This is a genomic window from Natrialba asiatica DSM 12278 (assembly GCF_000337555.1).
Lineage (GTDB): Archaea > Halobacteriota > Halobacteria > Halobacteriales > Natrialbaceae > Natrialba > Natrialba asiatica.
Window position 1 is genome coordinate 45,773 of sequence record NZ_AOIO01000029.1, and the last position, 26,983, is coordinate 72,755.

At 63.0% G+C, this 26,983-nt stretch carries 29 protein-coding genes; 17 read left to right on the forward strand and 12 right to left on the reverse strand.

The genetic code is table 11. The features are described from left to right. Nucleotides 1-18: 18 nt before the first annotated feature. Entirely contained in the window at nucleotides 19-1,452 is a 1,434-nt protein-coding gene (locus tag C481_RS10945) for a hypothetical protein (protein ID WP_006109268.1), read from the reverse strand. A gap of 443 nt (nucleotides 1,453-1,895) precedes the next feature. Between C481_RS10945 and C481_RS10950 the strand changes: the two genes are divergently transcribed. The 3 genes from C481_RS10950 to C481_RS10960 all read left to right on the forward strand — a co-directional run bounded on the left by C481_RS10950 (nucleotide 1,896) and on the right by C481_RS10960 (nucleotide 4,179). After that, entirely contained in the window at nucleotides 1,896-2,564 is a 669-nt protein-coding gene (locus tag C481_RS10950; RefSeq protein ID WP_006109270.1) for a helix-turn-helix domain-containing protein, read from the forward strand. A 75-nt stretch (nucleotides 2,565-2,639) separates the two neighbouring features. Beyond that, complete coding sequence (locus C481_RS10955; protein ID WP_006109271.1) at nucleotides 2,640-3,407, forward strand: enoyl-CoA hydratase/isomerase family protein; 768 nt, start codon at nucleotides 2,640-2,642, stop codon at nucleotides 3,405-3,407. Nucleotides 3,408-3,546: 139 nt separating this feature from the next. Continuing rightward, the gene (locus C481_RS10960) at nucleotides 3,547-4,179 is read left to right on the forward strand and encodes a hypothetical protein (protein WP_006109272.1); all 633 of its coding nucleotides are present in this window, start codon (nucleotides 3,547-3,549) and stop codon (nucleotides 4,177-4,179) included. 84 nt (nucleotides 4,180-4,263) lie between these two features. On the opposite strand, the gene C481_RS10965 is transcribed toward C481_RS10960, so the two are convergent. The 3 genes from C481_RS10965 to pyrB all read right to left on the reverse strand — a co-directional run bounded on the left by C481_RS10965 (nucleotide 4,264) and on the right by pyrB (nucleotide 7,053). Further along, a complete protein-coding gene (locus tag C481_RS10965) occupies nucleotides 4,264-5,094 on the reverse strand; it encodes a hypothetical protein (protein WP_006109273.1) in 831 nt (276 codons plus the stop codon). A gap of 482 nt (nucleotides 5,095-5,576) precedes the next feature. After that, on the reverse strand, nucleotides 5,577-6,068 hold the full coding sequence (gene pyrI / locus C481_RS10970) for an aspartate carbamoyltransferase regulatory subunit (RefSeq protein WP_006109275.1): 492 nt from the start codon (nucleotides 6,066-6,068) through the stop codon (nucleotides 5,577-5,579). Further along, nucleotides 6,061-7,053, reverse strand: coding sequence for an aspartate carbamoyltransferase (gene pyrB, locus C481_RS10975; protein ID WP_006109276.1), 993 nt, complete (start codon nucleotides 7,051-7,053; stop codon nucleotides 6,061-6,063). Before pyrB ends, pyrI begins: the two co-directional genes overlap by 8 nt. Before the next feature lie 130 nt (nucleotides 7,054-7,183). Between pyrB and C481_RS10980 the strand changes: the two genes are divergently transcribed. Next, nucleotides 7,184-7,807: an RAD55 family ATPase gene (locus tag C481_RS10980; RefSeq protein WP_006109277.1), complete on the forward strand. Its 624-nt coding sequence runs from the start codon at nucleotides 7,184-7,186 to the stop codon at nucleotides 7,805-7,807. A 53-nt stretch (nucleotides 7,808-7,860) separates the two neighbouring features. On the opposite strand, the gene C481_RS10985 is transcribed toward C481_RS10980, so the two are convergent. Both C481_RS10985 and C481_RS10990 read right to left on the reverse strand, forming a co-directional pair. Beyond that, on the reverse strand, nucleotides 7,861-8,163 hold the full coding sequence (locus C481_RS10985; protein WP_006109278.1) for a hypothetical protein: 303 nt from the start codon (nucleotides 8,161-8,163) through the stop codon (nucleotides 7,861-7,863). 285 nt (nucleotides 8,164-8,448) lie between these two features. Continuing rightward, nucleotides 8,449-9,426 carry an FKBP-type peptidyl-prolyl cis-trans isomerase gene (locus C481_RS10990; protein WP_006109279.1) on the reverse strand — a complete coding sequence of 326 codons (978 nt, stop codon included), beginning with the start codon at nucleotides 9,424-9,426 and terminating at the stop codon, nucleotides 8,449-8,451. A gap of 133 nt (nucleotides 9,427-9,559) precedes the next feature. Here C481_RS10990 and cyaB point away from each other — a divergent pair, with 133 nt between their 5' ends. Both cyaB and C481_RS11000 read left to right on the forward strand, forming a co-directional pair. Continuing rightward, nucleotides 9,560-10,186: a class IV adenylate cyclase gene (cyaB, locus tag C481_RS10995; RefSeq protein WP_006109280.1), complete on the forward strand. Its 627-nt coding sequence runs from the start codon at nucleotides 9,560-9,562 to the stop codon at nucleotides 10,184-10,186. Nucleotides 10,187-10,288: 102 nt separating this feature from the next. Then, nucleotides 10,289-11,494 (forward strand): methionine adenosyltransferase, encoded by a 1,206-nt coding sequence (locus tag C481_RS11000; protein WP_006109281.1) that lies wholly within the window; start codon nucleotides 10,289-10,291, stop codon nucleotides 11,492-11,494. Nucleotides 11,495-11,505: 11 nt separating this feature from the next. On the opposite strand, the gene C481_RS11005 is transcribed toward C481_RS11000, so the two are convergent. Continuing rightward, nucleotides 11,506-12,981: a methyl-accepting chemotaxis protein gene (locus C481_RS11005; protein ID WP_006109282.1), complete on the reverse strand. Its 1,476-nt coding sequence runs from the start codon at nucleotides 12,979-12,981 to the stop codon at nucleotides 11,506-11,508. Nucleotides 12,982-13,110: 129 nt separating this feature from the next. Here C481_RS11005 and C481_RS11010 point away from each other — a divergent pair, with 129 nt between their 5' ends. Then, entirely contained in the window at nucleotides 13,111-14,289 is a 1,179-nt protein-coding gene (locus tag C481_RS11010) for a tRNA sulfurtransferase (protein ID WP_006109283.1), read from the forward strand. 210 nt (nucleotides 14,290-14,499) lie between these two features. Here C481_RS11010 and C481_RS23065 read toward each other — a convergent pair whose 3' ends face one another. Continuing rightward, nucleotides 14,500-14,847 carry a hypothetical protein gene (locus C481_RS23065; RefSeq protein ID WP_006109284.1) on the reverse strand — a complete coding sequence of 116 codons (348 nt, stop codon included), beginning with the start codon at nucleotides 14,845-14,847 and terminating at the stop codon, nucleotides 14,500-14,502. Nucleotides 14,848-15,036: 189 nt separating this feature from the next. Between C481_RS23065 and C481_RS11020 the strand changes: the two genes are divergently transcribed. Then, on the forward strand, nucleotides 15,037-15,474 hold the full coding sequence (locus tag C481_RS11020; protein WP_049904599.1) for a DUF6653 family protein: 438 nt from the start codon (nucleotides 15,037-15,039) through the stop codon (nucleotides 15,472-15,474). A gap of 150 nt (nucleotides 15,475-15,624) precedes the next feature. On the opposite strand, the gene C481_RS11025 is transcribed toward C481_RS11020, so the two are convergent. From C481_RS11025 to C481_RS11040, 4 genes are all read right to left on the reverse strand, one after another. After that, complete coding sequence (locus C481_RS11025; protein ID WP_006109286.1) at nucleotides 15,625-16,695, reverse strand: quinone-dependent dihydroorotate dehydrogenase; 1,071 nt, start codon at nucleotides 16,693-16,695, stop codon at nucleotides 15,625-15,627. A 97-nt stretch (nucleotides 16,696-16,792) separates the two neighbouring features. Next, entirely contained in the window at nucleotides 16,793-17,131 is a 339-nt protein-coding gene (locus tag C481_RS11030) for a (2Fe-2S) ferredoxin domain-containing protein (protein WP_006109287.1), read from the reverse strand. Then, nucleotides 17,128-17,922, reverse strand: a complete 795-nt coding sequence (locus C481_RS11035; protein ID WP_006109288.1) for a CbtA family protein — start codon at nucleotides 17,920-17,922, stop codon at nucleotides 17,128-17,130. The genes C481_RS11030 and C481_RS11035 overlap by 4 nt, the downstream gene beginning before the upstream one ends. Beyond that, nucleotides 17,922-18,107 (reverse strand): CbtB domain-containing protein, encoded by a 186-nt coding sequence (locus C481_RS11040; RefSeq protein ID WP_006109289.1) that lies wholly within the window; start codon nucleotides 18,105-18,107, stop codon nucleotides 17,922-17,924. The genes C481_RS11035 and C481_RS11040 overlap by 1 nt, the downstream gene beginning before the upstream one ends. A 243-nt stretch (nucleotides 18,108-18,350) precedes the next feature. Here C481_RS11040 and C481_RS11045 point away from each other — a divergent pair, with 243 nt between their 5' ends. The 9 genes from C481_RS11045 to C481_RS11085 all read left to right on the forward strand — a co-directional run bounded on the left by C481_RS11045 (nucleotide 18,351) and on the right by C481_RS11085 (nucleotide 26,915). Beyond that, nucleotides 18,351-19,394, forward strand: a complete 1,044-nt coding sequence (locus C481_RS11045; RefSeq protein WP_006109290.1) for a monovalent cation/H+ antiporter subunit E — start codon at nucleotides 18,351-18,353, stop codon at nucleotides 19,392-19,394. Nucleotides 19,395-19,492: 98 nt separating this feature from the next. Then, nucleotides 19,493-19,708 carry a cation:proton antiporter gene (locus C481_RS11050; RefSeq protein WP_369335240.1) on the forward strand — a complete coding sequence of 72 codons (216 nt, stop codon included), beginning with the start codon at nucleotides 19,493-19,495 and terminating at the stop codon, nucleotides 19,706-19,708. After that, entirely contained in the window at nucleotides 19,705-20,103 is a 399-nt protein-coding gene (mnhG, locus tag C481_RS11055) for a monovalent cation/H(+) antiporter subunit G (protein WP_006109292.1), read from the forward strand. The genes C481_RS11050 and mnhG overlap by 4 nt, the downstream gene beginning before the upstream one ends. Further along, complete coding sequence (locus C481_RS11060; RefSeq protein ID WP_006109293.1) at nucleotides 20,100-20,651, forward strand: DUF4040 domain-containing protein; 552 nt, start codon at nucleotides 20,100-20,102, stop codon at nucleotides 20,649-20,651. Before mnhG ends, C481_RS11060 begins: the two co-directional genes overlap by 4 nt. Then, nucleotides 20,651-21,154, forward strand: coding sequence for an MnhB domain-containing protein (locus C481_RS11065; RefSeq protein ID WP_006109294.1), 504 nt, complete (start codon nucleotides 20,651-20,653; stop codon nucleotides 21,152-21,154). The genes C481_RS11060 and C481_RS11065 overlap by 1 nt, the downstream gene beginning before the upstream one ends. Continuing rightward, nucleotides 21,147-21,524, forward strand: a complete 378-nt coding sequence (locus C481_RS11070) for a cation:proton antiporter subunit C (protein WP_006109295.1) — start codon at nucleotides 21,147-21,149, stop codon at nucleotides 21,522-21,524. The genes C481_RS11065 and C481_RS11070 overlap by 8 nt, the downstream gene beginning before the upstream one ends. Continuing rightward, on the forward strand, nucleotides 21,517-23,139 hold the full coding sequence (locus C481_RS11075) for a proton-conducting transporter transmembrane domain-containing protein (protein ID WP_006109296.1): 1,623 nt from the start codon (nucleotides 21,517-21,519) through the stop codon (nucleotides 23,137-23,139). Before C481_RS11070 ends, C481_RS11075 begins: the two co-directional genes overlap by 8 nt. Further along, entirely contained in the window at nucleotides 23,140-25,095 is a 1,956-nt protein-coding gene (locus C481_RS11080) for a proton-conducting transporter transmembrane domain-containing protein (RefSeq protein ID WP_006109297.1), read from the forward strand. Next, nucleotides 25,092-26,915 carry a Na(+)/H(+) antiporter subunit D gene (locus C481_RS11085; RefSeq protein ID WP_006109298.1) on the forward strand — a complete coding sequence of 608 codons (1,824 nt, stop codon included), beginning with the start codon at nucleotides 25,092-25,094 and terminating at the stop codon, nucleotides 26,913-26,915. Before C481_RS11080 ends, C481_RS11085 begins: the two co-directional genes overlap by 4 nt. The last annotated feature ends 68 nt before the right edge of the window (nucleotides 26,916-26,983 follow it).

Below are 26,983 nucleotides of genomic sequence, written 5' to 3' on the forward strand. Positions count from 1 at the left end.
TCGAGTCCTGAAGGCCGGTTACCGGTCGTCTCGAACGCCGGCGGGGAACTCGTTGCCCGATAACTGCACGGCACCGGAGTCGCTTGTGATGCGGAGAGAGTTGGCGTTCGCAATCGGTTGGGCGGCAGAGTTTTCGATCGTCACGTCGGCCGCGCCGTTGACGACGATCGGGGTGTCTCGCGTTTCGAACTCGCTGTCGGAGATGGTGTAGTTCTCGCCGCGGAGTTCGATGCCGCGCCGTCTGGTGTCGCCGGGTTGGTCGATGTCGAGTCCGGTGAACTGGCAATTGTGGCGCTGACAGAAGATTGCGTGCCGAAGCGTGGTCCCGGGTGCATCGCCGGTGACGCGGACGTTCGACAGATCGACGCCGCCGCCGTCTTCGCCGAGGATGCGAACGGCATTTGCGCTCCCGGCCATGTCGACGGTGACGTTTTCGATGGTCGTCGGCCCGTTGCCGGAATCGAGTCGGATCCCGTTTGCGGGCTGTGCACCGACGCTGATATCGGTGTTCGAAATGTTCGTTTCGTCGACATCGCTCATGACTCTGATGGCGTCGCCGTTTGGTTCTGGGACGGCGATCGTCGCGTCTTCGATGGTAAATCGGTCGCCGCCGTCGAGTCGAATCGCGTGTTGGCCCGCCGAGCCGTGTGGGTCATCGTCGACGACGACCGTTGCACCGCTGACTGCCGCGGTCGAGCCGTTGAGTCGGATCGAGGCAGTTCCGCTGTTTCGGAAGTAGCCGCCACTGATGCCGACTCGACCCGTCTGGTTCGAAGAGTACAATCCGTTATCCGGGAAGCCGCCCAGAATACAGTTCTCGAACACGAGCGTCCCGCGGTGGTTCCCGTTGACGTGGACGCCGGTCGCGCCGCGCCACATGTTGCCCTCGTTCGGCGTCTCGTCGACGTGGACGGCCCCGTCAGGCGCGTGGAAACAATTGACGAGTCCCTCGCCATCGGGGTCGAGCACGTTGAACAGACCGGGACCCCAGGTTCCGCTGTCGTGGACGCCGTCTATCCGCACGTTCCGAACGATAAGGCCATCCTCGACCTCCGCGTTAATGACACGAATACCCGTTTCCGATGCGGTCTGGTCGACGTCGAACCCTTCGAACCGAAGGTCGTTGCCGGGAACCTCGTGCGTTCCCAGTCGGAATAGTCGGTACTGTGGGCCGTCGAACTCGTGGTAGTTCGCCGGAACGAGCGTCGCGTCCTCCCCCACGAAGCCGACGTTTTCGAAGCCAGTGAACCGGAGCTGTTCGTCCATGTAGTATCGCCCTTCGGGGAACTCGAGGAGCGTATCGTCTCCAACGTGCTCTCGAAGGACGGGCGTGATCGATTCGTTTCCGTCGGGATCTGCACCGGCTTCGACGATGTCGATGACGGTGTCGTACTGACTCCGTACGTCGTCGTCGGCCGCTGCTACCGAGCCGACACTGGCAAGTGAGGCCACCGACCCGGCCGCAACGAGACTGCCTTTTAGATACGATCGTCGACTGAACTGCTGACCGCGTCCGTCGTTTGAAGTCACGTCCCCCCTTCTGGAGGTTGGGGTATTACGTATATTCCGCGTAAATTTTCTGTTAATCATCAGAGTATTCGAACGACGATTGACCGTTCGTCAACGGTAACGACTGCTTGCGATTTTGCGGGTCGCTCGCGTTCGGTTTCGCCGTTCAAAACAACGTGACTGTCTCCGCTGCTGTGGTGAGCGAAACAGTTGTACTTCCAGAACGGTTTTGGCACGCTACTGGCCATCGCTTTTCACGCTGATTTCGACATAACTGACTCTAATGCTGTTTTATATACCATCGATAGTGACTGTCAAGATTGTCACCGCTAATATCTTTGGATGAGGGGTTATTGCGCTCCTTATCCTACGATTGGACCGAATCCATGACATCGATCGCAGACATCGAGTTCTCGGCTGACGGGACCGGACTGGGCGACCTCTTCGAGGCCGTTCCCTCACTGACCTGCGAGATGGAGAGCGTGATCGCCTCGCACGGGCATGGGCTTTGGCTTTCGGGGCCATCCCAGGAGATGATCGACGACGCATTGGCGACCTCGTCCGCGATTGATGAGTACTCGCTGATCAACAGCGACGACGACCGCTGGCTGTACGACATCGAGTTCAAACCGGGAACGGTCAACGTCTTCGAGCTGGTTATCGAGGAGGGTGGGACCGTACTGAGCGCCTCCGCATCGAACGGCACCTGGCTGTTGAGCATCCGCGTTCTCGAACGGGATCACGTGAGTTCGCTCTACGATCGGCTCACCGAAGACGACGTCTCGCCGACGATCGTTCGCCTGTTCGATCTGGAGTCCGAGAGCAACTCCCAGTGTGGGCTGACCGCTCGACAGTACGAGACGCTGGTGGCTGCGATCGATCACGGTTACTTCGAGATTCCGCGAGAGGTCTCGATGCAGGAGCTATCAGAAGAACTCGATATCTCTCATCAGGCGCTGTCCGAGCGATTGCGGCGGGCCTATCGGGCGCTCGTCACGTCGGAACTCAACGTCACCGAAGACGCACCGGTCACCGAACCCATTCCCTCCGACTGACGGCACGGGTACGCGTCGCCGTCGAGTAGCGGGCTGGAACATCACCATTAATAGTTGGGCGTCTGTCCATCCGGTATGGATATCGACAGCGATGCTGGCATCCTGACAATCACTTTCGACCGACCCGAGGTCCGCAACGCGATTTCTCGCGAGACAGCAACGACGCTGGCGGAGACGATCGCCGACGCGTCCCCCGATGAGTATCACGCGATCGTTATCACTGGCGAGGGCGACGCCTTCAGCGCCGGCGGCGATATCGAGGCGATGGCGACGGAACCCGACCCGCCGCGTGAGGCCTACGAGGATCTCACGAACTCGTTCGGCCGCGTCGTCGAAGCCATGCTCGAGTGTCCGGTTCCGATCGTCGCGAAGGTGTCCGGCGACGCGGTCGGTGCCGGCCTCGCGGTCGTCGCTCTCTCGGACATCGCCTACGCCACCGAGGAGGCGACCTTCTCCTGTGCGTTCGTCCGCGTCGGCCTCATTCCGGATACCGGCGGCACCTTCATGCTCCCACACCTGATCGGCCTGCGGGCCGCGAAAAAACTCGCGTTCACCGGCGAGTTCTTCGACGCCGAGCGCGCCGCGGACCTCGACCTGATCAACGAAGCGGTTCCCGCGAGTGAACTCGATGGGCGAGTAACCGAAACCGTCGAGCGACTCAGCCGACGACCGACGGATGTGATTGGCATAACGAAACAGGCGCTACACGAGAATCTGGGCCGTCGGTGGTCCGAGGCGCTAGATTACGAGAATTTGCTTCAGGGACACGCTCGTGCGACCGATTCCCACGAGGAAGGCGTTGCTGCGTTTCTCGAGGGTCGCGATCCGGCGTTCAACGAATAGGTTGGTCCGTACCACAGATAGTTGGTGAGACGGACGTTCTTGCGGTTCCACTGTTCACGGGAGCTACTGCTGTGGTATGGACACGCAAGCCAGCGCAAGCAGCACCGTCTTGGTCGTGTTTGATAGACATTTGAGTGCAATGTCTCCACAATTTACGGACGACGACGTCGGCAAGAACGTCATTAACGCCGAGGGTGATGAGATCGGTATCATCGCCGACGTCGACCACGGCACCGCGCACGTCGAACCGAATCCTGGGATTACGGATACTATCAAGGCAAAACTCGGCTGGGGCGGAACAGACGATGCGTATCCACTGCAGGAGAGTTCGGTCGCAGATGTCACAGCGGACGAGGTCCACTTGCAGAGTGACCTGTCCGGGACAGGAGCCGGAATGAGCGGTGCTGGCGCTGGAGCCGGCACCGGCGCTGACACCGGAGCGGGAGCAGGAACAGAAATGGACACGGACACCGGCACTGGCACCGATGCCGGCTCGAGCCGAACGCGTGATACCGGGATGGATACGGACACCGGTAGGGACACCGATGCGGGAGGACGGACGGGGACGACGCGGGAGGATCGCGACGACGATAGTGGACTGATGGACGACGATGACGATGATAGCGGCTTGATCGGCGACAGTGATGACGATAACAGCGGGCTGATGGATGATGACGACGATGATAGTGGCTTGATGAGCGATGATGACGACGATGATAGCGGCTTGATGAGCGATGATGACGACGATGACCGTCGTAACGACACGCGATAACCCGTCGTCCTCACCGATCTAGTGAATCGGTTCCCCATCCCCATCCAGCAACGATTTCTCACCCGACGCGCCACCGATTGCCGGTCACTCCGGCTCGCCGTGTGACACACCGTCTCGCTCGTCCGCTCGCCGCCGCCGCAGTGCCGCTCGCGCGTTCGAGGCTTCGTATCCAAAGAGGACGCTCTCGCCGTAGTGTTCTGCCACTTCGAGTGCGCGGATCAGGTTCTCAACCTCGACGTTGACCGCGTACAACTCGATACTGAACGGCGTCTCGAGTTCACTTTCGAATCCCTTCGCGATCGTCTCGAGCCAGTAGGTCGTCTCGTAGGCCGTGTCGTACAGCGGCACGACGAACTCGTCGACGTAGTCTTCGAGGGCTGCGAGGTCGAGGCCGGCCCGCTCGTAGAGGTGTCCCGGATACGGATCAGGGTAGAGCGTCAGATAGACCCGTCCCGGAATGCGATCGGCGGCATCCGCGACGAACTCGGTGATGACGCTCGCACGCCACTCGTTTCGCTCTTCGTACTCGCTCTCTGCAAACGCCCGCTCACAGACGCCACAGCGACAGTATTCGGGTCGGGGAAACCCAACGTCGTCGAGTCTCACGTCCTCGTTCGCCTCGACGCAATCGTCGATGATTTCGAACAGCCCCTCGCGATAGTCCTCGCGCGAGGGACAGATGTAGGCCCAGTCGAAGTACCGGCGATCCCTGGTTGCGGGACGCCCCATGTCGTCGACCGGAACGAGCGACGGATCGGCGTCTGCGGCCGCGTTATCGCCGAAACAGGAGACCATGTTCACCCCGTCCGCGATCGGCTCTGCGGACCGGCCGGTCACGTCCTTGACCTCGTAGAAGCCGCGGTCGAACTCCGGCCACTGGACCTCTTCAGCGTTGCGGGTGACGACGCCGTACATAGCTCACGGTACGACGCCGTCCCCGTAAGCCGTTCGGATCGGGGTGATCGTATCCGTTATGTGTATCCACGCTCGTACGCCGACGTGTACTCATTCTGGGAGTCGTAGTCGTACGAGTACGCGAACCGACCCGATAAGTCACGATGTGAACTCGTGTGCGTTCTGTGCGGGTGTCAGAACGATGTCTCGGGTCGATTCAGTCGTTTCTAAGACGATGCAGGGTTCTTACTCGGCTGGCTCGTATTCGATTTCCTCGGTGTCGATCTCCGACGAGCTGGTGAAGACGACCTTCCAGAGGACGGCGATAACGACCAGGGCAAGCAGGACTTTAACCGTGCGTGACATATCCACCTAGAGTTTCGGTCGGCTCCTATTTAGCTATTCTGGATAGTCCTCTCGATTCGAAAATACGCATGTTCGACACCGGTGTGGCGCGTCGATAGAGTGGCCGATCAACGGGACTGGTGAACCGGCCGTTCCGGTCAGGCCGTATCGATCAGCGCTGCGATCTCCTCTCGGACGATCGTCTCGCAGTACGTACAGCGAACGCCGTCCGGGAGCACCTCGAACCGCGATGTCACGGGTTCGCCGCCGGTTGTGATGCAGTCCGCGTTCGGACACGACAACACGCCTTCGACGTACCCGGGGCGCTCGACGCGATGCTTTTCGACCACCTCGTAGTCACGAACGATATTGATCGTTGCGTCGGGCGCGATCAGCGTGAGTACGTCGACTTCGTCTTGACTCAACTCTCGACCCTCGACCTTGACGATGTCTTTGCGCGCGAATCGATTCGATGGAACGTTCATCCCGACGGAAACCTCCTCGCCCTCGGTCCCGTCGATACCGAGAATCGCGAGGACGTTAAGCGCCTGGCCGCCACGGACGTGATCGATGACAGTGCCGTCCTGAATCTTGCTTACCCGGAGTTCGTGCGCCGCGTTGTCGTCGTGATGGTCGTGATCGTCACTCATCGGCTTCACCTCCGTTACCGTTCGCGGTGTCATCCGTCGCTGTCGTTTCCCCTGTCCCTGTCCGCGTTCCATGATCGCACAAGAACAGATCGAGCAACGCCATCCGGACCGGCACGGCATTGTGTGCCTGCTCGAAGTACGCCGCGTAGTCGGTATCGTCTATCTCGGGGGCGATTTCGTCGACGCGCGGAAGCGGGTGCATAACCGTCAGATCGTCGCTTGCAGCCTCGAGCGTCTCGGTGTCGATCTGGTACTCACCCGCGACCTTCCGGTACTCCTCTTCGTCCGGAAATCGCTCCCGCTGAATTCGAGTCACGTAGAGCACGTCGAGCGAGGAGAGGACCGGCTCGAGTGCGTCGTGTTCTCGAATCTGTGTGTCCTCGCCCTGCTGGTGGAGGTCGTAGACGACCTCACGTGGGAGTTGCAGGCTCTCAGGGCTGATGAAGTGCTGGCGCGTATCGAAGTTGGTCAGCGCGTAGGCCAGCGAGTGGACGGTTCGGCCGTACTTCAGATCGCCCATAATTCCGATAGTCAGGTCGTCGAGTCCCGCGTTCTCCTGGATCGTATAGAGGTCAAGCAGCGTCTGGGTCGGATGGTGACCCGCGCCGTCACCGGCGTTCAGGAGGGGAACGTCGACGAACTCGCTCGCCATCGCCGCAGCCCCCTGCTTCGGATGGCGTAGAACGAGCGCGTCGGTGTAGCCCTCGATGACCCGAACCGTGTCGGCGAGCGTTTCGCCCTTTTTAACGCTCGAGGATTCGACGGACCCCATATCGACGACATCGCCTCCGAGCCGTTTCATCGCGGTTTCGAAGCTCATCTTCGTGCGCGTACTCGGCTCGAAAAAGAGGAGTCCAAGTAGCGCGTTTGCGTGGCGATCAGCGACCGCGTCCGGATCGGCGTCGATTTCGGCCGCCCGATCGAGAACGGTCTCGATGTCCGCCCGCGAGAGTTGTTTGCTCGTGATGAGGTGATCGTGGCGCATTCGTTCGTGTTGGCTCCTCCATTCCCCTTGAATCCCCCCATTCCGACCAGCGTTGTGACTCGTCAGTCCGTCTCGCAGTATTCCAAAGGCAAAGAATTATACACGAACTACAGAAAGACACCACAACCGTATGGTAGATCGGCTGGAAACCGGGATCGACGTGCTGGACCGAAAACTCGATGGCGGACTCCCCCCGGGCTGTCTCGTCGCGTACACCGCCGCCCCAGCCAGCCAATCGGAACTCCTGCTCTACGAGCTCACCGCCGCGCGCGGTACCCTGTATCTCTCGACTGAACGCTCCGAAGAAACCGTCCGTCACGCCGTCGAGAGTTCGCCCTCCGATGTCGGCAATCCGACGATCAGACACGTTTCCAGCGACGCACCGATCGAGGAGACCATGCAACTCATCGGTGCGCTCCCCGACGGTGCAAACCTTATCATCGACACGATGAACATCCTCGAGCGAACGGACACGGACGAGTTCATCTCGTTTCTCGACGACCTCAAAATGCAGATGCTCGATAAGAACGGAATTGCCGTTCTTCACTGTCTCCAGGGCGATGTGCCCGCGAACCGAACTCGAACCTACCACTCCGTCGACGCCGTTTTCGATCTCCAGACGGCGGTGTCCGGCGCTGAACTCGAGAACCACCTGACGATTCCGAAGTTCCGCGGTGGCGGACAGCCGACGGAGGCGATCAAACTCGAATTGGTCGAGGAGGTTGCGATCGATACGAGTCGGGATATCGCGTGAGAGGGTCGCTATACGTCTCTCGGTTTCAGTTCATGTCGCGATAATCGACACGTTCATCGCGTCTCTTGTTCCGGCGTAAACGGCGTGATCGCGGCAGTTCGCTCCGCGACCATCGCCGTCCGGAGAATGTACGAAAAGAGCAGTGCGAGTGGCACTCCCCCGATTGCGACGGCACCCGGAAAGACGATGAGCCGAACCCAGTTGCCGAAGGGCGGTCCCGTCGGTCCGGTCAGCGAGAACAGCGCTGCGATCGCGACACCGACCGCAGGAACGCCGGCGTAGAACAGGTATCGAGAGAGTCGCGAAGGTTCGACCTGCAGGTAGACGGACTTCAGGTACTGACGGGTGATATCCATCTCTCGCAGCCCGTCCCGAAGGTCGTCGAACGTCGTATCGATGGTCGGGGGCAGATCGTTGCCAGCCGTTCGACGAGGTCGTTCGAGGCGGTGGATTTCGCGTGCGAAATTGTACTCGAGTCGTCGAGTCGTCGAGTCATCGCGTCGTCAGTTCGGACCTCGGTCTGATTCTACTGCGATCTGCCCCATACGAACTGAGCGTCGGTTTCTGCGACGGACGGATACGTCTCAGTTGCCGTTGATGACTGGTCAGAAGTGCTGCTGGGAACGACTGGACGTACCGACTTACTCTTCGTCTGCTGCGCCTTCGAGTTCGTCGACGATTTCGTCGGCGTCGACGTCGGCGTCTTCGAGTGCGTCCTCGATGTCGCCGCCGCCCATGCCGCCGCCCATGCCGCCCATCATGCCGGGCATGCCCATGCCGCCCATGCCGTCGATGACTTCCTGGACGATGACGCGGTCGACACCGATCTGGTCGATGATGTCTTGGCCGATCTGCTGTTTGCCCATCATCCACTGCTGGTTCATCGTCATCTGGGGCGTCGCTTCGAGGTACAGCGTCTCTTTCTCGACGACTTCGGTTTCGAACTCAGGTTCGGCGTCTTCGTCGTCTTCGTCCTCGTCGGGTTCGACGGGGACTTCCTCTTCGACTTCGTCGGTCTCAATCCAGAGTTCGGGTTCGAGGCCGAGGTACATCTCGAACAGGCCGGCGGCCTGCTGCTCGCGGTCCTCAACCTCGTCGAGGATTTCGTACTCGTACTCGACGTCTTCGCCGGCGAGCGGGTGGTTGAAGTCGACTCGCGCGCGGCCGCCGATGATCGTGCTGATGTAGCCCTGCTGGCCGTCGACCTGGACGTTCGCACCGGGGTAGCGGTCGTCTTCGTCGATTTTCTCTGCGCTGACGGTTTCGACGTTGTCCGGGTCGTACTCGCCGAAGGCGTCTTCGGCGTCGATCGTCACGGTGCCGGAGTCGCCGGCCTCGCTGCCGACGAGTGCATCCTCGACGCCCTCGAAGATGTGGCCCTCGCCGATGACGATCGTGCGCGGCTTGAACTCCTGGTTTTGGTCTGCGACACCCTCCTCTTCGGCGACCTCCGGATCGGTCGTATCGACCAGTTGGTCACCGTCGGTGGTGTATGCAGTGTACTCGAGTTCGACGAAGTCGCCGTTCTGAAGCCCTTCGGCTTCGTCAGCGTCTCCGTCGGCTTCCGCTTCGACGTCATCGGCCTGCTCATCGAGCTCGGCCTCCTGTTCCTCGGTCATACGTGGTACGTCCCGCCGTCGACATTTAAGTACGACGCTTTGGCTCGAGAGCGAGGACGGCCGGGATAGTCGAGTCGGCGAATGGGACCAGCAGAGCGACCGATACTTACTGGCGCCGCTCGTTCGAACGAGCATGTACGAGGTCGAAGTCAAGGTGCCCGCGACGCTCGAGGTCGTCCGGGCACGACTCGAGGATGCACCACTCGAGGTAACGCCGCAGGGGGCTGTCGTCCAAACAGACACGTATTACGACGCACCGCACCGGTCGTTTCCCGAGACGGACGAGGCGCTTCGGATCCGGAGCGAGCACCACCAGTCCAGTCCGGCTGAGCCGAGCGAGACGGCCGAATCTGACGCCGGTCCCCACGACACCGCCCACGAGACGCGCGTCACCTACAAAGGCCCGCTCGTCGACGAGGAATCGAAGACCCGCGAAGAGATCGAAACCACCGTCGGTGATGCCGAGACGTTCGACGCCGTGCTGACGAACCTCGGGTTCGAGGCGGCCGCAACGGTTCGAAAGGAACGCGAGCGATACGCGGTCGTGCCCGCGGATGGAGCGGCGGACGAGTTCGAGTTCACAGTCACGCTCGATGCCGTCGATGACGTTGGCGAGTACGTCGAAGTCGAGACCGAACTCGAGGACGAGCGTGCGCTCGAGTCCGCCCGAAACGGCGCGTACAACGTCCTTCGCGCACTCGAACTCGACCCGGACGATCAGATCCGGACCTCGTACCTCGGGTTGTTACTCGAGTCGTGAGCGCAGTCGCCGACCGCGACGTCTTCTGGATAACTCCAGGGTATTTTCCGGCGCAGCACTGTTTCCGCAAGTTATAGAAACTCGCTCCGTTTAGTGCCGGTAATGAGCGAGCGGAACATCCGGGTCGAGCCAATCGACCGGCAGGCCGTCGAGGATCAGGAGGTCGAAATCGTCGAGCGAAAGGGGATTGGACACCCGGACTCTATCTGTGATGGGGTGGCCGAGAGCGTCGCCGGCGCGCTCGCCCGCGAATACCTCGACCGTGTGGGAGAAGTGCTTCACTTCAATACGGACGAGACGCAACTCGTCGCGGGGGAGGCGGCACCCGCCTTCGGTGGCGGCGAGGTCGTCGATCCGATCTACTTGCTGATCGTCGGCCGCGCGACCAAGCACTACGAGGGACAGACGATTCCGACCGAGACGATCGCGCTGCGGGCAGCACGCGAGTATCTCGAGGAGACGATCCCCCAGCTCGAATGCGGCGAGGACATCGTCGTCGACGTGAAACTCGGCGAGGGAAGCGGGGATCTACAGGACGTATTCGGCGAGGACGAGGTGCGCGTCCCGATGGCCAACGACACCAGTTTCGGCGTCGGCCACGCGCCGCTGACCGAGACGGAGCAAATCGTCTCCGAGGCCGAGTCCCGACTCAACGGCGAGTTCGCCGCGGAGAACCCCTATCTGGGTCCGGACGTGAAGATCATGGGCAAGCGGGAAGGCGACACGATCGACGTCACCGTCGCGGCGGCCATGGTCGACGAGTTCATCGCGGATCTCGACGCGTACGCGGACGCCGTCGAGTCGGTCCGCGAGTTCGTCGCCGAGGTCGCGAGCGAACACACGGATCGCGAGGTCGCCGTCCACGTGAACACGGCCGACGACTACGAGGAAGGGTCGATCTATCTCACCGTCACCGGGACCTCGGCCGAACAGGGCGACGACGGTTCCGTCGGCCGCGGTAACCGCGCGAACGGGCTCATCACGCCCAATCGGTCGATGTCGATGGAGGCCACGAGCGGCAAGAACCCGGTCAACCACATCGGGAAGATCTACAACCTGCTCTCGACCCAGATCGCGGAGGAAGTCGTCTCCGAGGTCGACGGCATCCGCGACCTGCGCGTTCGCCTGCTTAGCCAGATCGGTCGCCCGATCGACCAGCCCCACGTCGCCGACGTGCACGTCGTCACCGACGACGGCGTCGCCCTCGAAGACGTGACGGACGAAATCAACGCGATCGTCGATACCGAACTCGCGAACGTCACCGAGATCACGCGCAAGATTATCGACGGCGAACTGACGACGTTCTAGTTTTCGGACCCCTATTCCGTTGCGTTCTCGGCTGTTGATTCCGCCGACGCCGACAGTTGGCGCACGGTCGAGCGGACCGCCACAACGCTTTCTCGCTGTTCGCGCGTCGACTCGGAGATCGTCTCGAGTTCGTCGCGGAGGCCGTTCATCTCGTCGACGGCGAGGTCGACCGTCGCGGCGATTTCCTCGCTGCCGGCGGCCTGATCGTCGATCGCGGTCGCGACTTCGCCGACGCCGGCCGCCGCGTCGTCGATTGCGGTGGCGATGTCGTCGAGTCGGGCCAGCGCGTTTTCGACGCGGTCGACGCCGTCGTCGATTCGGTCGGTCGTCGTCTCGAACTGGTCGGCCGTGGACTCGATTTCCGCCTGCACGTCCTCGATCGTCGCCTCGATCCGGCCCGCCTGTTCCTGAGTCTCTTCGGCCAGCGACTTAACCTCGCTGGCGACGATGGCGAAGCCGGCACCCTCCTCGCCGGCCTGTGCGGCCTCGATCTGGGCGTTGAGCGCCAGGATGTTCGTCTGGTCGGCGATGCCGTCGATAACGTCGACGATCTCGCCGATTTCGTCGATGCTCTCGTGGAGCGTTTCGATATCCGCCGACACGTCTTCGGCGGCGTCCGACACGGACTCCATCGTCTCGATAGCGCCGCTCGCAGCGTCTGCACCCTCGTCGGCGAGGTCGGCGGCCTCGTCGCTGGTCCGCTGCACCGTTTCCGTCGTCGACACGATCTCCTCGATGGTCGCGCTCTGGTCCGAGACCTCCGAGGCGATGGTCTCCATGCGCTGGGTCTGTTCGACGCCGAGTTCGTGAATTCGATCGATGGTGTCCGTTATCGCCTCCGTATTCGCCTCGAGTTCGACGACTTCGGACTGGACCTGTTGGGAGACGGTCTCCTGTAATTCCTCGAACTCCTGGCGCTGGTGGACGAACTCGGTTACGTCCGGCGTCGCCTCGAACGCACCGATGGCGTTCCCGTCGGGGTCCCGAAGCGGGACGGCGTACACCTGGTGGTAGCGATCCGAGTGTGGGACCGTCCGGGTATCGTTCTCCTGAATCGGCTCGTTTCGGCGGATGACCTTCTCCGCGAGGGTCTCGCTCTCGCCTTCGGTTTCGAAGATGTCGTAGGCGTTTTCCCCCAGGACGCGGTCGGCACCCGTCCCGTTGAGATCCGTCATCGCCCCGTTCCAGTTCGTGATCTCGCCGCCCGCAGCGACGGCGAACGCGCCCTCGGGGAAACAACCGACGAGTTGCGTGTACAGCGACCGCCAGAAGTCCCGCTCCCGCCGGATTCGACTGAACTCGTCGCCCTCATCGGCGCTCCTCTCGTCAGTGTCCCCACTACCGCTCGCCCGCTCACCGTGCGCTGTCTCCTCGCCCGAGGCGAGATACTGCTCGAGGAGCGCACTCTCGCCCTGACTGTGACCGGTTCGCGTCGAATCCACCGCTTCAGTACCCGTCCGTGTTTCGCGTGCCAACGGCTCGCTCATTACGCTGGACAGTCCGTCCATCGACTATAATCTCTCTGGCCGTTTCCCTCGATACGTCGCCGTCTGAGACGAGTTCTCACGCGATCGTCGCTCGTAATCCCCTTATGGCCCGCCTCCCTAGCGGCGGGCATGCATCCGCCGGGAGCCGACACCGTCCTCGCCCGCCACGGGGACGTTAACACAAAGAGCAACACCGTCAAGCGGTACATGGAGGACCGCCTCGCCGAGAACATCGAGGCCCTCCTCGCCGACCGCTCGATCCCCGGCGAGGTCGAACGCCGGTGGAACCGTCCGCTGATCCACACCGACGAGGAGCACGTCGACGCCGCGACCGACGCCGCGACCGACGCATTCGGCGTCGTCTCCGCCAGCCCCGCCCTGACGGTCGACACCGCCATGGGCGAAATCTGTACGGCGCTCGCGGAAACCGCCCGCGCGTGCTACGACGGCGGCGCGTTCGCCGTCGACGCCCGCCGGGCCGACAAGAGCCTGCCCTACACGAGCGAAGAACTCGCCCGCGAGGGCGGCACCGCCATCTGGGAGGCCGTCGAGGACGAGTTCAGTCCCGAAGTCGACCTCGATAACCCGGACCTCACCTTCGGCGTCGAGGTCCGCGAAGACTTCGCGTTTATCTACCTCGAGACGGTCCCGGGGCCGGGCGGCCTGCCGCTCGGGGCCCAGGAGCCGGTCATCGCCCTGATCAGCGGCGGGATCGACTCGCCGGTCGCGGCCTACGAACTGATGAAACGCGGGAGTCCGGTCGTCCCGGTCTACGTCGACCTCGGGGCCTACGGCGGTATCGACCACGAGGCGCGCGCGATGGAGACGGTGCGAACGCTCTCGCGGTACGCGCCGAACTTCGACATGCCGGTCTACAAGGTTCCCGGCGGCGAGACGGTCGATCGTCTCGTGGAGACGATGGAACAGGGCCGGATGCTTTCGCTGCGGCGATTCTTCTACCGAACGGCGGAGCACCTCGCCGAGCGGGTCGACGCCCACGGCATCGTCACCGGCGAAGCCGTGGGCCAGAAGTCGAGCCAGACCCTCCAGAATCTCGGCGTCACCAGCCGCGCGACGCGACTCCCGATCCACCGTCCGCTTCTCACCCGGGACAAACCGGAAATCGTCGCTCAAGCCCGCGAGATCGACACCTACACGCAGTCGACGATCAACGCCGGCTGCAACCGCGTGGCACCAGACCGCGTCGAGACGAACGCTCGGCTCGAGCCGCTGCTCGAACACGAGCCCGACGACCTCTTCGAGCGGGCCGAAGACGCGGCGAAACGCACTGAACTCGTCGAACCCTGAGCCGGAAACGGAGTTGTCCGCGATAGAGACTCTTCTGAAGCGCTGATCCGAGTAATCCCATCAGAGAATAATCGGTTTGACACCCTCAGCGGGAAGTACTGGTGAGAGCGGTCCCAGCAGAGCCGTCGGTCTATTTGCTGTCTGCCAAGAATCGCGTATTGAATGCAGAGCGTGAATTGAACGGTGGAAGGGAATCGCTCGAGCGTGAGTTCACTGTAGGTTCGACGAGAACAATCTAAGGACTACGAGACTCCAGAGAACGAGTCCAATCCCGTAGAAAAAGAGTCGTACCTGGAACGGAGTGTCGGAGGATACTCCCGGCCAGATTCCCGTATCATCGACCGTCGTTCCTAACTCACCATACTCACCGTACCCGGACTCACCCGAAGTGACCTGTCCAGCAGTACCCCCACCGACCGCAATACAGATGACGCCAAGGCCGGCCAGTCCCAAGATGAGGACTCCCGAGTGGGTGAGACCGTACACGAACGCGACGGTCACGACACCCAACACGCAAGTATCCATCGCCAGCGGTTTTAATAACCGTGTCAAATTCATCGCTAACGAGTGGTGTATATATACTGGCGGATTATTAACATTCGGATCCCGTGACAGATACGTAAGTCTATTTAATGGCTGTTCAACGGTGAAAGTATCGAACCAATAGGTATAACGGAGTCGTCGCTGCGACGGATCGCGGTGAATCCACGCGATAGAGTGATCTACACGCTGCACGAAAAGCCTCCTATGAGCCCCGAGTTCACTGAGAAGGAGACCGTTTGGGGTCGTCACTCCAATCCGAAAAGCGGCTGGAGTCGATTGGGTGCTGGGTTTGTAATCGTTGCTGCACTCTACTATCGCGACTGGAGGGTAATTGGACTCACAGCTCTGTTCTTGGTGATCAATCCGGTGTTGTTCCCCGAACCCGCCGAAGAGCCGGACGACTGGATGTACGCGGTCGTGCGGGCCGAAGAACGCTGGACGAACGACGGACATCGCCTCGTCGGCCTCGGCTATCCGCAGATTCTTAATACGCTGAGCGTTCCAATCGGGCTCTACGGCCTCTACGCTGCGTATAAGCGGAAGCCGATTTCGACGGTGGTTTTCCCGCTCGCTTCAGCGGGACTCAACCAGTGGTGTATGAAGAAAATCATCGACCACTACCGAGAACTCGATTCTCGATGAAAATCGGTCCGCAGATGTCGACCGCCTCCCGCGACTCTTTCGAGAGATCTACGCCCCGTACTCGGCACCGCTCGACAACCATCTGCGGGCAGGGTGTGATCAATTCGGCCGGTGCGAGCAACTGATCGATTCGATCCGCATATCTCTCGGTTACTCGAGTTCAGCCCCAACTGCCTCCGCAACTGATGCGAACCCGTCGCGTTCGAGCAGGTTCACGAGACCGCGGTTGATTCGTTTCGCGGTCGAGGGGCCCCGGTAGACGAAGCCGGTGTACAACTGGACGAGCGACGCGCCGGCGCGGATCTTCCGGTAGGCGCTCGCGGCCGAATCGACGCCGCCGACGCCGATGATCGGTAGGTCGCCGTCGGTGTGTTCGGCGATCGTGCGGATGACCGCCGTCGAGCGCTCCTCGAGCGGTTTGCCGCTCAGGCCGCCCCACTCCTCGCGCCGCGGCGAGGCGAGGTTCTCGCGGTCGGTCGACGTGTTCGTCGCGACGATGCCGTCGAGGTCGAACGCCCGAACGATGTCGACGAGTTCGAGAATCGACTCGGCGGGTTCGTCGGGACCGACCTTCACCAGGATCGGCACGTCCGCGTCGTTTTCGGCTTCGAGCGTCTCGAAAATCTCTCGGAGGTGGTCGGGGGAGGCCTCGTCGAACTCGTCGGGCGTGTTCGGACAGGAGACGTTGACGACGACGTAGTCGGCGAACGGCGAGAGGCGGTCGAAGACGCGCCGGTAGTCCTCGACGGCTTCGCGCTCCGTCGACGAGTTCATCTTGCCGATGTTCACGCCGAGCGGAAAGTCGGGCGCGCCGTCGGTCTCGAGTCGGGACTTGACCCGCTCCATCCCCTGGCCGTTGAACCCCATGCGGTTGACCATCGCCTCGTCCTCGCGCAGGCGGAACAGCCGCGGCCGGTCGTTGCCGCCCTGCGAGTAGGGCGTCACGGTGCCGATTTCGACGAACCCGAAGCCGAGCGCCGCGAGCGCGTGGGTTATCTCGGCGTTCTTGTCGAAACCGGCCGCGATCCCGACCGGGTTCGGGAACGTCGTGTCGAACAGGTCGACGCAGAGTGCGGGATGGTCGTACTGGTAAGCCGCCGCCACGGCCGCCCGCGTCGGCCTAGTGGACTGTGCCGCCCGGAGCGTCCGCTTCCCGAGGCCGTGGGCCGTCTCGGCCGGAAGCCGGAACGCGAGCGGGCGAACTCGCGAGTACAGCGTCATCGACAGCCCCTCGGTGTGGCTGGTAGGTAAACGTCCCGGGACGGAGTCGACAACGGGCGCGCGTTCGCTCGAGGAGTCGGTTCTTCGGCGGTGGTTCTCAGGAGTCGTCAGGGTCGCCAATGCAGTCAGCCGTCGGCCCGAATTCGGCCGCGAGTAGCTCCGGAACGTCTTCGGGCGTAACGTCCGAGTACCAGGTGTTTCGCGGCTGAATCGTGATCGCGACACCGTCCTCGCTGCACAGGCCGAGACACGAAGTCGTCCCGACGGAAACCGCCGTCCAGAACGCGTCTCGCTCGCGCAACCAGTCTTTGACCGCCGCAACCGTCTCCTCGGCACCGACTGTTCCGCAACTCGCGTGCTCCGACTCGCGGGCGTTGGTACAGACGAAGACGTGCGCGTCGAGGCGCTCGCGGTGGCGCTCGGTCTGGTCTTTCATGAATGCAAACTCGTGAGAGCGACTCGCTGTTCGGTACTCGCTCGGTCTCGGGTTCGGGTCTGGAGCCAGCCGAAACAGCCGGCGACGAGCGCCCAGAGTGCGGCCTGGCTGAGCGCGGTCAGTCCCCGGAACGCGGTGACGAGTTCGCCCGGGATTGTACCGCTCTCGACGATCGTCGGTGCTGCGAGAGTCGTCACGGCCGCGAGAGCGACGATTGGGAGGGCTGCAAGACACAGTCCGAGCGGGCGGCTTCGCGTCGAGCCACGGCGGTAGCCGTAGATCGCAGTTGCGGCGATGATTGCGCCCGCGAGCACGAGTCCGCCGTAGACGGCGATGCGGATCGTCGGGGTGTACGCCTGCTCCGCGCCGGGCGTCGCCGGCGGCAGAACGAGCCACGGGGCGCCCGAGACGGCGAGAAATCCAGCGCCGGCCAGCACGTAGCCCTTGATCGACCCGCGTCCGGGGAGTGCGGGTTCGAGGAAGTAGAAGGCGAGTGCGAAGGCGGCTCCCAGCAAGATGCCCCAGAAGACGCCGCTACCGATGCTCACGACGGCAGTCGTCGTTTCGCCGACCGCGTGGGCGTGCTCGCCAGCAGCGTGGGCATGTTCGCCGGCGGTATGTGCGTGTTCGCCGGCGTGGGCGTGTTCGTGGCTGCTTTCAGCGCCGCCCCCCTCGGCGAGGGCTTCCATGTATCCGACCAGCGGATTCGCGACCAGCGTGACGTAGAGGCCGTAGGCGATGCCCGCGAGTGCACCTGCGAGCACGCCTCGCTTGAGGTAGTCGACGAGCATCAGTGACAGGTCACACCGACTGCGTGTCGAAAGTTGTGCAGCGAGTCGTGAACGAGCGGTTCTTGGACGAATAGAAGTGTAAACGCCACTGTTGCAACGAGCGCGAAGACGAGCGCTAATTGTGCGGTCGTGTGATCGTCGCGGGCAGTTTCGATTCGATCGTGAACGGTTTCGGTCGCCGTCATGAAAATCAACTTTCCCTACTGAAAGTATAATTGTAAAACTACCGGTCGCTCTTCGGTCGGCGTGTCCCGCCAACCGGACCTGTTACCCGTTCACGAGACCGAGGCTGGACGTCCCGATATCGCGATAGCGTCGTCCGAACGCGTGCTGGTAGATAACGAAATCGTTTTCCTACAGCTACCGCTTGAATCGACTAACGACGAGAGTCATGAGTATTCAACGCCGGTCACCAGGAGGGACGTGCTGTGGCGGCTGAACGAGTTCTCGTACCGCTGTCGGATACGGTGACCGTTCGACAGACGGTCGGGTACGCCGTCCGAGCCGCACTCGAGGACGCCGATGCGGTCGAGTTTCATCTCGTTGCCGCCCTCCCCTACGATGCAGCGGTCCCGGAGGGGCGCTCGCTGACCGAGGACGCCGAACAGTTGCTCACCCGCGCCGAAAACTGGGTCGAGGAGGACATCGACGATACGGACGCAACGGTCGAGATCGAAACCGCCGTGGTCGGGACGAACGAGTACCTCTTCGGGCCGCGGGACTTTGCGGAGGCATTCGAGGCGTACGCGACGAGACACGATATCGATCAGGTCGTCCTCGACCCGGAGTACCAACCGGGACAGACGGCACAGCTGATCCAGCCTCTCGAACGTGAATTAACCGCCCTGGGCCTCTCCTACGAGGAGGCACCCGTCGACCGTCCCGCCCGTCACGAACGACTGATCGGCGGCGGGACCGAACGGTTCGACCAACTGTTTGCAACGTTCTGGATCTCCTACGGATTCTATCTCATCCTCGGCGATCCGACCGCCCCGTTCGACCTCGTCACCGGCGCTGCGGTCGCCGGTATCGTCTCGATTTCGCTCGCGTACGTCACCTTTACCTTCCCACTCGGCCGGCTCCGGTCGCCGCTGCGGACCGTCCGGTTCGCCCTGTACATCCCGTATCTCCTCTATGAAATCGTCAAGGCGAACCTCGCCATCTCGGTCGTCATCCTCCGGCCGTCGATGCCGATCGAACCCGTCCTCACCCGGGTCAACGCCCGCGTCAGGGGCGGCCTTCCACTGCTCGCGCTCGCAAACAGCATCACGCTCACCCCGGGCACGCTAACGGTTCGCGCCGACGACCAGCGACTGATCGTCCACACGCTCCTCCCCGGCGCTCGCGACGACCTCTTCGACGGCGCGCTCGAACGCGCCGTCAGATTCGTCTTCCACGGCCGCTCCGGGGCGCGCATCCCCACCCCGCGCGAACGTGACGATACCGAGATCATCGGTGGTGACGACGTGTGAGCCCCCCGCTGTCTCCAGCGGCGCTTCCGACCCCCGAAAACTTGGCGCTCACTGAACTCTTCGTCCCGGCAGCCGCGCTGTTCGTCGTTCTGGCGATCATGCTGTTCTACCGCGCTGTCGCCGGGCCGACGACGCAGGATCGCCTCCTCGCGGTGAACGTCCTCGGGACGAACACCGTGGTGATCCTCGCGTTGCTCTCGGTCGGCCTCGACGAACCGTGGTTTCTCGACGTGGCCCTGGTCTATGCGCTGTTGAACTTCCTGATGGCAATCGCCATCTCGAAGTTTACCGTCGAACGAGGTGGGGTTCTGTGATCGACCAGCTCCAGTTCTGGGCGGTCTTCCTCTGTCTCGCCTTCGGGCTGTTCTTTACGTTCGTCTCCACCGTGGGCGTGCTCCGCCTGCCGGACGTCTACTCGCGAGCACACACCGCCTCACAGACGGACACGCTCGGCGCGGGACTCTCGCTGGCTGCCGTTGCACTCGCGCTCGGCTGGGAGAGCACGACGATTTACACCGTCCTGTTGCTGTTCTTCGTGTTCCTCACCAATCCGACGGCTGCACACGCGATCGCGCGCTCGGCCGCCGAATCCGGAATCACGCCGCTGACGGCCGAAGATGAACTCGAGTCTGAGACGGTCGACGACGGGGCGTCCGCTCCAGGCGATACCGCCGTCAACGCCGGCGAGGAGGGAGGTGACCACGCATGAGCGCTCTCGCGTACACGCTTGCCATCTTCATCCTCCTGACCGCCATTGCGACGGCGCTGTTCCGAGACGTGCTCTCGACAATCGTCGTCTTCGGTGCCTACAGCCTCGGAATGGCCATCCTCTATACGTTCCTGCTCGCCCCGGACGTTGCCATGACCGAGGCCGCAATCAGCGCCGGTGTGACGACGATCTTGCTCCTGTTGACGATCGCGCGGACGACGCGACCGTCGACGGACCGGATCTTCGAACGGGTCAACGTTCCCGCCGTCGTCGTCGTCGGCGCGTTCGTCATGGTTCTCGGAACGCTCGTCCTGCCGGAGATGTACGCCGTCGGCGACCAGACGGCACCGATCTGGGGCTGGCCGGCACTCGACATCTCTCCGTCCGTCTACTACATCGAGAACACGGTCGCCGACACGCACGCTCACAACGCCGTCTCCGCCGTTCTTGCGTCCTATCGTGGGTTCGACACGTTCGGCGAGGCAGTCGTCATCTTTGCCGCCGCAATTGCAGTTCTCATCGTATTGAAACGGGAGGTGTTCACGTAATGTCACAATCAGAGACCCAGAACGACACGTACTCAGAGAGCCACGTCATCCTGACATCGGTCAGGATCCTCTCCCCGTTTACGCTTACCTACGGGCTATTCCTGGCTCTCCACGGGACAGACACTCCCGGCGGAAGTTTCCAGGGTGGCGCGATCATCGGCGTGACCATCCTGATGCTCGCGTTCGCCTTCGGGATCGAACCGACCCGCAGATGGCTCAAAAACTCCCTCATCACCGGACTCGTTACCGGCGGCGTCACCATCTTCGTCGCGACCGGTCTCGCAACGATGGTCCTCGGCGGCACGTTCCTCGAGTTCGACGCGTTCACGGACGCCTTCGGACTCTCCCATCACTGGGGGATGGAAGCCGTCGAAGTCGGCGGGGTCGCCCTGATCGTCTCCGGAGTCGTCGTGACCCTCTTCTTCGCGATGGCGGCGGGCTTTACGCCCGAGCGCTACAACGCCGTCCAGGAGGACGTCGCGGAGGTGAGCGACGATGATTGAACTCGAACTCGAGATCCTCGCCTCTCACTACGCCTACTCGTTGCTGTTCGTCCTCCTCGGCATCGGGCTATACATGATGATCGCCAACGAAAATCTCGTCAAGAAACTGATCGGCGTCAACCTCTTCCAGTCCGCGATTTTCCTGTTCTTCATCGCGATGGCCTACGTCGACGGCCGCGCCCCGATCATCGAGGGCAAATCACACAGCGTCGGCGAGATTGCAAGCCCGCTGCCCCAGGTGATCGTCCTGACCGCCATCGTCGTCGGCATCGCGTTGACGGCGGTCGGACTCGCGCTGATCATCCGGATCTACGCGGAGTACGGAACGCTGCGCGAGGATACCCTTCGGGAGGTGCGTGCCGATGAGTAACGTCGACTTCCTCCTCCCGTTGCTCGTCGCCGTCCCCATGTTGCTGTCGACGGTCCCGATCGTCCTCGGCCTCCGCTTCGACCGAACCGGCTGGTCCGTCGCCGCACTCACCACGACCGCGCTGGTCGCCGCGACGACCGCCCTCGCAAACGCCGTCTACGCCACCGGACCAGTCAGTCACAAACTCGGCGGCTGGAACCCGGCCTACGGCATCGAACTCGTCCTCGACGAGTTCTCCGCGCTGATCGCGGTCCTGGTCGCCGTCACGGCCGCCGGCGTGCTCGCGTACACCCGCGTCGGCGGGCCGCGCGGGAACACGTTCTATAGCGGCTACTTGCTGCTGACCGGCGGCCTCCTCGGAATTTCGGTCACCGGCGACGTGTTCAACCTGTTCGTATTCCTCGAGATCGTCGGCCTCGCCACTTACGCGATGATCGCGAGCGGCGACGGGCCGGAATCGGCTGTTGCAGCCCTGAAATACCTCATTCTGGGTACCGTCGGCGCATCGATGTACCTGATCGGTGTGGGGCTCATCTTCATGGCGACCGGCACGTTGAACATGGGGGTGCTTGCGGAGGTGCTCCCGGCCGCCGTCGAGCGCGATCCGACCCTCGTTCGCGCCGGCTTCGCCTTCATCTTCGTCGGCTTCTCGATGAAGGTCGCCCAGTGGCCGCTGCACACCTGGCAGCCCGACGCCTACCAGCACGCTCCCGACGGCGTGACACCCGTCATCGCGGCGGTGGTCTCGACGGCCTACGCGTACGCGTTCGGCCGCCTCCTCTACTCCGTCTTCGGGCCGGAGTTCCTCACCTCCACGCCCTATCTGACTGAACTCGTCGTGACGGTTGGCTGCGTCAGTGTCGTTGCGGGGAGCGTACTCGCGGTGATCCAGACCGACGTGAAGCGGATGTTCGCGTTCTCCTCGGTCTCGCAGTTCGGGTTGATCGTCGCCGCGTACGGGCTGGTCACGGAGTCGGCGTTCGTCGGCGCGACGATCCACCTCGTCGGTCACGCGGTGATCAAGGCCGGATTGTTCGCCGCAGCGGGCGTAATCGCCATTAGCTACGACGCACGAACCGTCGACGAGTACGCGGGACTCGCCGACGAGCATCCCCTCGTCGCCGGGATGATGGCGCTCTTGCTGATCTCTCTGATCGGGATCCCGCCGTCGGCCGGCTTCGTCGGCAAGTGGTACATCGCGCTGGGTGCCGTCGAGGCGCAACTGTGGCCCGTTGCGATCGTGGTTCTCTTTAGCACGCTGATGACGCTCGCCTACAGCGCGCGGCTGCTCGAGAAGATGTACTTCACCCCGGCGACGCCGCTCGAGGCACCGCACGCCCCGGAGTCGGTTGCGACGGACGGCGGCGAGGACGGGGGCGATACCGAGACGGCTGCTGGCGCGGACGCCGCGAACGACGGCGCTGCCGGAACTCGTGGCGGTACCGAGACTGCCGCTCTCGACGCGATCACCGCAAACGGCGATCGCAATACCGTCTCGTACGGCATGCTCGCTCTGGTCGTCGCGGCTGCCCTGCTTGCGATCTCGCTCGGATTCGCGGGCGGATTCCTCGCCGGCTTGCTCGATCCGTCGTTCATCACGGAGGTGTTCAACTAGATGCCTGAGTCAATTCTGCCGCTCGCTGCCGTGCTCACCTCGGCAGTCGCGGTCGTCCTGATCGTCGCGTCGTATCGCCGTCCGAACATCCGCGAGGGATGGTCCGTCCTCGCGGCACTGACACAGTTCGGGATCGTCCTCAGCATGCTTCCTGGCGTCCTGGACGGAACCGTCTACGAGTGGAGTCTGCAGCGGTCACTCGGCGTCGAGTTCCTCGCTGGGATCGACTTCGTCCTGCGAGCGGACCTGCTTGGACTGTTGTTCGCGCTGCTTGCGAGTTTCCTCTGGATCTTCACGTCGTTCTACGCCACGGGTTACATGCGCGGGCTGGACGAACACGACCAGACGCGATTCTTCGCCGCGTTCGCGGCGAGTCTGTCCTCGGCGGTCGGCATCGCCTTCGCCGGGAATCTGGTGACGATCTTCGTCTTCTACGAACTGCTGTCGCTCGTGACCTACCCGCTCGTCGCTCACGACGGGGACAGAGAGGCCCGGATCGCCGGCCGGAAGTACATCGCCTACACCTTCTTCGGCGGCGGCGTCATCCTCCTGGCGGGGACCGTCATGGTCTACTGGCTCACGAGCCAGACCGGCACCGCGACGACGGCCTTCGAAAGCGGCGGTATCGGTGCCCTCGCCGAAGGCGCGGCGACCGACCCCACCGCCGCCCAGATCACGTTCTACCTCCTGATCACCGGCTTCGCCGTCAAGGCTGCGGTGATGCCGCTTCACTCCTGGCTCGCGGACGCGATGGTCGCGCCGACGCCCGTCTCCGGCCTGCTTCACGCGGTCGCGGTCGTCAAGTCGGGCGCGTTCGGTATCGCGCGCGTCATCCTCGAGGTGTACGGTCCCGAGACGATCCGGGATCTTCCGCTTTCGGTCCCCGGTATCGGCGAGGTCGGTCTGAACGTTCCGCTCGCGATACTGGCTGCGTTTACGCTGACCACGGCGAGCATCATCGCGCTGCGAAAAGACCACCTCAAGCGCCGGCTCGCGTACTCGACGACGGCCCAGCTCTCCTACATCGTCCTCGGGCTGTCGATGCTTCACCCCTACGCGATCCTCGGCGCGCTGTTTCACATCCCGGCCCACGCCTTCGCCAAACTCACCCTGTTCTTCTGCGCCGGGTCGATCCACGTCGAGACCCACACCGACTACATCAACGACATGGCCGGCATCGGCAAGCGCATGCCCCTGACCATGTCCGCGTTCACCGTCGGCGCCGCCGGCATGGCCGGCATGCCACTAATCGCCGGCTTCGTCAGCAAGTTCTACATGCTCCTCGGAGCCGGCTACGTCGGCGGCGAGTACTGGCTCTTCGCCGCCGCGTTGCTCCTCTCGGGCGTCCTCAACATCGCGTACTTCTGGCCCGTCGTCTACACCGCCTTCTTCGAAAGCGAAGACCGCCACGACGCCAAACCGCTCCTCGAGTTCCCCGCCGGCGGCATCCGCCAGTTCGCCGGCGACGAACTCGCGACCGACGGCGGCAAACGCGACGAGGAAACGGAACTGAACTCGGACGACGATAGCGGTGCCGGTGTCGATTCCGAAGCCGACTACGAGTACGCCGTCGACCGGTATCCGAGCGATGCGGACGTTCCGGGCGGCCCCGGCGGCTCACCCGCCGAGGGCGACGCGAACTCGAGTGTAAAGACGGGTCCGGAGACCGCTGGTACCGGTCACGATCACGGCCACGCCGTCGCTCACGATGACCAGCACCACGGCGGGCCGCCGGCCGGCGGGTGGACCCGCCACTCGCCGCTCACCGAGAGCACGTGGCTCATGCTCGGCCCGATCGTCGTTATTGCGACAGGGGCGGTCGTCCTCGGGGTTATCCCCGGACACGCCGCCTTCCTCGATCTGGCGACCGAGATCGTCACGTCGGTCTTTGACGCGAACTCGCTCGAGCAGTTACGGGGTCCGCTTTCGGCGGCCCTGGAGGTGAGCACCCAATGATCGAGTCGGAACTCCTGACGATGGCCTACCCGCCGCTGTTGGTGTTCGCCGCGGCGATACTCGTCTGGCTGTTACCCCGCGCCGTCGGGTTCACGTTCGGCGCGCTCAGCCTCGCCGCCGTGCTCGCGATTTCGCTGGCCGTTCCCGAGGGGTCGTACCTGACGGGAACCTTCCTCGGTCACTTCCGAGTCGTCCCCTTCTTCGTCGATCCGTTCTCTCGGTTCGTCGGAATCGGTCTCGGGCTCCTCGGCGTGTGTACCGTGATCTACGCCTATTCGAGCGGCGCGAGCCGCACGTTTACGGCGATCGCGCTCTCGTACGTCGCGTCCTCGATCGGGGCGGCGTTCGCGGGCGACTGGCTCGTGCTGGTGTTCATGTGGGAGCTTATGGCGATCACGAGCACGGTCGTCGTCTGGTACTACGGCGGCGACGCGGTGCGGGCCGGCTACCGGTACGCGCTCTTGCACGGTACCGGCGGCGTGCTGGTGATGTTCGCCGTCGCGGCCCACTACGTGGCGACCGGGACGTTCGTCTACGATCTGAGTGCCGGACTCGCAGACGGATTGCCCCAACTGCTTGCGATGCTCGGAATGGGGGTCAACGTCGCCTTCATTGGACTGCACTACTGGCTGCCTGATACGTATCCCCGGCCCAGCTTCGTCGCGTCGGCGTTCCTCGCGGCCTACACGACGAAAACGAGCGCGTTCATCCTCTATCGGGCGTTTCCCGACGACGGACACCTCTTCCTCGCGTACATGGGTGGCTTGATGTCCATCTACGGCGCGACGTTCGCCCTGTTGCAACACGACATGCGAGCGCTGCTGTCCTATCACATCCAGGCACAGCTCGGCTACATCGTCGCCGGGATCGGCATCGGCACGTCGATCGCAACCGCCGGCGCGATAGGCCACCTGTTCAACAACATCCTGTTCAAGAGCCTGCTGTTCATGGCCGTCGGCGTCGTCATCTACCGGACCGGCGAGAACGATCTCTACGAACTCGGCGGCCTCTGGCGAGAGATGCCCCTGACGGCGATCGCGTTCGGGCTCGGCGCGTTCTCGATCACCGCGATTCCGGGCTTCAACGGTTACGTCAGCAAGGGGATGCTCTTCGACGCGGCCGATCCGCACTACTTCGGCGCACCGGAGTACGAGGCGCTGTACTGGCTGTTGTACATCGGGGCGATCGGAACCTTGCTCTCGTTCATCAAACTCGGCTACTACGTCTTCTTCCACGGCGAGAGCGATATCGAGGTTCCCGACGCCAAGCCGGGCCAGGTGATCGCGATGTTCGGCCTCGGCGGCGCCTGTCTCCTCTTTGGCGTCTGGTGGCAGGGCTTCGCTGACCTGATGCCGGTGATCGAGGAGTCGACGCACTCGTTCATGGCCAACGGTGCTGAGAAACACCTCCACCCCTACAGTCCGAGTCACCGTCGGACGGCTGCAACGCTGACCGCCATCTCGCTCGTCACCTTCGTGATCGTCCGCAAGCCGCTCTCGAAGCTCGAGTTCACGGATCCGGGAAGCGTTATCTATCCCATCGGCTACTATCTGGGTCGGTGGTCGATGCTCGCGACGACGACCCTGTACGCCGCCGTCGACCGCCTCGCCGTCGCGTTCGTCAAGCGGTGGTACTGGATCGGGAACAACCCGGTCCTGGCCGTCGATGCGGCCGCCCGTCGGCTGCCGATGGTCGACGTCGCGGAGCGCCAACCAGCGGATGGCGGCCGTCCGTCCACGATCCACCTCCGGGCGGGAATCGGCACGACGGTGTTGCTGTTAACCGTCGCGCTCACGATCGTCATCTGGTTGCTCGTCTGAGAACTCGAGTTCAGATCGCGGCGGGATTTCGGATCGCCGAACGGAATGCGGGACGTGTTTTGCCGTCG

Coding starts and splice junctions, on each gene's coding strand:
- C481_RS10950 (WP_006109270.1), top strand. CDS start 1,896: ATGACATCGATCGCAGACATCGAGTTCTCGGCTGACGGGACCGGACTG.
- C481_RS10955 (WP_006109271.1), top strand. CDS start 2,640: ATGGATATCGACAGCGATGCTGGCATCCTGACAATCACTTTCGACCGA.
- C481_RS10960 (WP_006109272.1), top strand. CDS start 3,547: ATGTCTCCACAATTTACGGACGACGACGTCGGCAAGAACGTCATTAAC.
- C481_RS10965 (WP_006109273.1), bottom strand. CDS start 5,094: ATGTACGGCGTCGTCACCCGCAACGCTGAAGAGGTCCAGTGGCCGGAG.
- pyrI (WP_006109275.1), bottom strand. CDS start 6,068: ATGAGTGACGATCACGACCATCACGACGACAACGCGGCGCACGAACTC.
- pyrB (WP_006109276.1), bottom strand. CDS start 7,053: ATGCGCCACGATCACCTCATCACGAGCAAACAACTCTCGCGGGCGGAC.
- C481_RS10980 (WP_006109277.1), top strand. CDS start 7,184: ATGGTAGATCGGCTGGAAACCGGGATCGACGTGCTGGACCGAAAACTC.
- C481_RS10985 (WP_006109278.1), bottom strand. CDS start 8,163: ATGGATATCACCCGTCAGTACCTGAAGTCCGTCTACCTGCAGGTCGAA.
- C481_RS10990 (WP_006109279.1), bottom strand. CDS start 9,426: ATGACCGAGGAACAGGAGGCCGAGCTCGATGAGCAGGCCGATGACGTC.
- cyaB (WP_006109280.1), top strand. CDS start 9,560: ATGTACGAGGTCGAAGTCAAGGTGCCCGCGACGCTCGAGGTCGTCCGG.
- C481_RS11000 (WP_006109281.1), top strand. CDS start 10,289: ATGAGCGAGCGGAACATCCGGGTCGAGCCAATCGACCGGCAGGCCGTC.
- C481_RS11005 (WP_006109282.1), bottom strand. CDS start 12,981: ATGAGCGAGCCGTTGGCACGCGAAACACGGACGGGTACTGAAGCGGTG.
- C481_RS11010 (WP_006109283.1), top strand. CDS start 13,111: ATGCATCCGCCGGGAGCCGACACCGTCCTCGCCCGCCACGGGGACGTT.
- C481_RS23065 (WP_006109284.1), bottom strand. CDS start 14,847: ATGAATTTGACACGGTTATTAAAACCGCTGGCGATGGATACTTGCGTG.
- C481_RS11020 (WP_049904599.1), top strand. CDS start 15,037: ATGAGCCCCGAGTTCACTGAGAAGGAGACCGTTTGGGGTCGTCACTCC.
- C481_RS11025 (WP_006109286.1), bottom strand. CDS start 16,695: ATGACGCTGTACTCGCGAGTTCGCCCGCTCGCGTTCCGGCTTCCGGCC.
- C481_RS11030 (WP_006109287.1), bottom strand. CDS start 17,131: ATGAAAGACCAGACCGAGCGCCACCGCGAGCGCCTCGACGCGCACGTC.
- C481_RS11035 (WP_006109288.1), bottom strand. CDS start 17,922: ATGCTCGTCGACTACCTCAAGCGAGGCGTGCTCGCAGGTGCACTCGCG.
- C481_RS11040 (WP_006109289.1), bottom strand. CDS start 18,107: ATGACGGCGACCGAAACCGTTCACGATCGAATCGAAACTGCCCGCGAC.
- C481_RS11050 (WP_369335240.1), top strand. CDS start 19,493: ATGCTGTTCTACCGCGCTGTCGCCGGGCCGACGACGCAGGATCGCCTC.
- C481_RS11060 (WP_006109293.1), top strand. CDS start 20,100: ATGAGCGCTCTCGCGTACACGCTTGCCATCTTCATCCTCCTGACCGCC.
- C481_RS11065 (WP_006109294.1), top strand. CDS start 20,651: ATGTCACAATCAGAGACCCAGAACGACACGTACTCAGAGAGCCACGTC.
- C481_RS11070 (WP_006109295.1), top strand. CDS start 21,147: ATGATTGAACTCGAACTCGAGATCCTCGCCTCTCACTACGCCTACTCG.
- C481_RS11075 (WP_006109296.1), top strand. CDS start 21,517: ATGAGTAACGTCGACTTCCTCCTCCCGTTGCTCGTCGCCGTCCCCATG.
- C481_RS11080 (WP_006109297.1), top strand. CDS start 23,140: ATGCCTGAGTCAATTCTGCCGCTCGCTGCCGTGCTCACCTCGGCAGTC.
- C481_RS11085 (WP_006109298.1), top strand. CDS start 25,092: ATGATCGAGTCGGAACTCCTGACGATGGCCTACCCGCCGCTGTTGGTG.